This window comes from Mesorhizobium sp. M0437 (assembly GCF_040321335.1).
Taxonomy (GTDB): domain Bacteria; phylum Pseudomonadota; class Alphaproteobacteria; order Rhizobiales; family Rhizobiaceae; genus Mesorhizobium.
Window position 1 is genome coordinate 1 of the sequence record NZ_JAMYRK010000159.1, and the last position, 2,805, is coordinate 2,805.

3 protein-coding genes and 1 pseudogene are annotated in these 2,805 nt (G+C 52.8%); all 4 read left to right on the forward strand.

Going from position 1 to position 2,805, the window contains the following annotated elements:
- The first annotated feature begins 920 nt into the window (after positions 1-920).
- Positions 921-1,061 carry a hypothetical protein gene (locus NKI72_RS34445; RefSeq protein ID WP_352693950.1) on the forward strand — a complete coding sequence of 47 codons (141 nt, stop codon included), beginning with the start codon at positions 921-923 and terminating at the stop codon, positions 1,059-1,061.
- A gap of 37 nt (positions 1,062-1,098) precedes the next feature.
- Positions 1,099-1,344, forward strand: coding sequence for a hypothetical protein (locus tag NKI72_RS34450; RefSeq protein WP_352852176.1), 246 nt, complete (start codon positions 1,099-1,101; stop codon positions 1,342-1,344).
- 514 nt (positions 1,345-1,858) lie between these two features.
- A complete protein-coding gene (locus NKI72_RS34455) occupies positions 1,859-2,491 on the forward strand; it encodes a hypothetical protein (protein WP_352693952.1) in 633 nt (210 codons plus the stop codon).
- A gap of 123 nt (positions 2,492-2,614) precedes the next feature.
- Positions 2,615-2,805 (forward strand): annotated as a pseudogene (locus NKI72_RS34460) (AraC family transcriptional regulator); the annotation flags it as partial.

A 2,805-nucleotide genomic window follows, 5' to 3' on the forward strand; every position in this document is an offset into this window, starting at 1 on the left:
CTACATGGCTTCGGTCACTCCGGTGCGAAGGAAGTCATCCTGTCCAATGCCAGCCATTTCGACATGCTTCAGGCGCCGGACGAATACAGCCAGGCTGGGCTCGATTTGACTGACGCCAAGTACCGGCGGCGTCCTTAAGCCACGAGTATCTGATTTCGGCTGTCGCGGACGGTGAATCCAGCCTCGTCTAAGGCGACCAGGCGAGACACCTGCGGCGGTAGGCTGACCCGGCGTGGCGCCTCCGACGCGCTTCGCAAATGCGCGGTCGGTGGCGATGACGAATCAATCCAAACGCGGGCAAGGATCCGTTAGGTGCAGACTCAGGAGAGGGCGGGGGCGCGCAGAGTGCTGAAAAATCTAAAGCTGACGATAGTGTTAAGAATGCGCCAAACGGATTGGAGAGTCCAGCTGCCAAAGAGAAGAAAAAAGAATCAGATAATTCCAATCCATCTAATTCGACAAAACCAACCTCTAATTCTTCAAAGAAATCCGAAGATAAGCCGGTAGAGGTTGCAGCAGGAGCACTAAAAAGGTCGCCCAAGAAACAGTAAAAGATCCCAAGAAAAGCTGGGAAGCCGCTAAGGCAGTATTTGCTTTTGTTCAATCACTGCTGGGAAATCCGCCTCCGGCCCCTGAGACAACCGATGCTCCAACACAAATCGAACAACCCGCCAATCAGAACCCATCAAATAGGCCAGGTCTTTCAGCTCCGCCCGATAAGGTTGGCACCCCCCCAACACCCCGCCCAGCCGAAGGCCAGGTCGCCGGCGTTGAAGTCGGTTCTTAGAGCACTCTGACTTTAACCGAAAATGGCTCCGAGAACCGACTTTCGTACAATGGGATAGACTCCGCCCCATTTCCTCGCACTCATGCATGTCCAATTGAACGTGGCTGAATCGGAAGGCGGAAAGAGAGGAAAAATGGATGAGGTTGCCGAGGAAAGAGAAAAATGGAAAGCTTACTTTTTGCCAAAGGCGGAAAGTGGCGACCCAGATGCCCAGCTCGCTGTTGGTACGGACTTTGCAAACGGCAAATGTCTATCCAAAGATCTAGGCCAGTGAGTATTGGCTCCGCAAGGCGTCCGAAAAGAAGGGCGAGATGCCTCTTTTTTTGTGGATGAAGATACTCGTGCGAGCGCGCGACCCGCGCGTGCACGCGCTGTTCGCCGAAAAAAATGAATGGACTTTGGCCGCCATTTACTACCTGTATGGGTTTCAGCTGGTATCAGAAGGGAAGATTGAAGAGGCTAGAGTAAATTTTGAAAAAGGGATGAATAAAGGGAGTCTCTTCGCTGAAGGTCATTATTATAAATATAAGTACAGGTGGCCTATGCTGGCAAACTAAATGTTCCAAGAATAATATACATTGCTATAAAGGTTTTCCTTGTTGCCCGAGCAAATAGAGATGACGAACGCGTGATCCGTTGAATTTGCACCAGGAATTACGCAGGAATTACGGCACAGTGCACTTTTTGCTATGTTCGCCCGACCGTCCTTGTGCGGGTTGACTGCATAGCTCGCCTTCCCCGCATTGCTCGCATTGTCGTTCCGCCGCGCCACCTGACGCAACGACGTCGATTACTGTGACTGTGCACTTTGCTATGTTCGCACGGCTGTCGTTGCGTGTAGGAGATCGCATGGCTCGCCCCTGGAATAGAATTGCAACATCCGGATGACAGGAAAAAGAACCAGAAATTCGATGTTCAGCCGGACCAGACGCAAGGCGAGGAAAGCTCAAACAGTGACGAGACCAATGATGGCACTGAAACCAATGGCTCCGACTCTTCCAGCAGCCAAACCACTACGCAAACGCCATAGGTCAGATTTCGTAGCTCGACTTCTGGAACGGGATGCATCAAATGACTAGCGCTCGTTTTCAACTCAAAGAAATCTTAGATGGAATGCGGCCTCTATCCGCCCGAGAAAGAGAGGCCGCGCGCAGCTTGTTGCTCCGGAAAATCGAGCTCGTGGACATGGGCGATGATATTGTTCCCGATCGGAAGGTTTATGCTCCCAAGGCAAATATCGAAGCTCGGTTGCTTGAAGGGTGCTTGGGGATTCAAGGGCCAACCAATGGCACATGGACGGAAGAGATGTTCGATGCCTTTTTTCGCGAGCATTTCGTTGGAGGGTGTTATCTCTGGGTGGAACCTTTGGCCGAGCGTAGTCCGGAGCCGGTTTTTTGGGCGCCATACAGTCCAGAACGCCGAGATTGGCTATACGCCTATGCTAGTGAGCTAGGTATGCGGCCATGCGGGATGATGCGAGCGGATGGCCGCCTTGCAATTTGCGCCGATTTGGACTGCGACTTCACCTTCGTATTTGGCGACTTCGCTCTTGTCGAGATTTTCGATAAAGCTTTTGGTGGGCGGCAAAAGCTTTCTGAGGAATTTCTTGATTTCTTGGAAACAAATGAAGTGGACCTTGGGAAAGGAAATATCTATGAGTTCATGAAAGTATTCTTGCCAAAAATTATCGGCTGTGCGCGATAACTGCATCGACCGACTCGGTCCAAGGCTACAACTGTGTCACTGCCCAACGGTTGGTTCGGACACCGCCGTCACCCCATAGTGCCTGCCTATGGACAGTCTCAAATGCCGCCAGCAATTTCAGCGGCCACGACGCCGCTTCTGCGCGAACTCATCCTGGCATTTCTCGAAGTACCCCGTGCGGAGGCCGGCAGCGCCCGCGCCGAACGACTGGTCGCAGTCATTCTCGACCAGCTTCGGGCGAGTCCGGTCGCGCCGTTGTCTCTTCCCTCGCCGATATCCGAACGCCTCCGGGCCCGCGCCGAATACATCCGGAA

Bases quoted from the DNA above. Each gene is read 5' to 3' on its own strand.
- NKI72_RS34445 (WP_352693950.1), top strand. From the start codon at position 921: ATGGATGAGGTTGCCGAGGAAAGAGAAAAATGGAAAGCTTACTTTTTG.
- NKI72_RS34450 (WP_352852176.1), top strand. From the start codon at position 1,099: ATGCCTCTTTTTTTGTGGATGAAGATACTCGTGCGAGCGCGCGACCCG.
- NKI72_RS34455 (WP_352693952.1), top strand. From the start codon at position 1,859: ATGACTAGCGCTCGTTTTCAACTCAAAGAAATCTTAGATGGAATGCGG.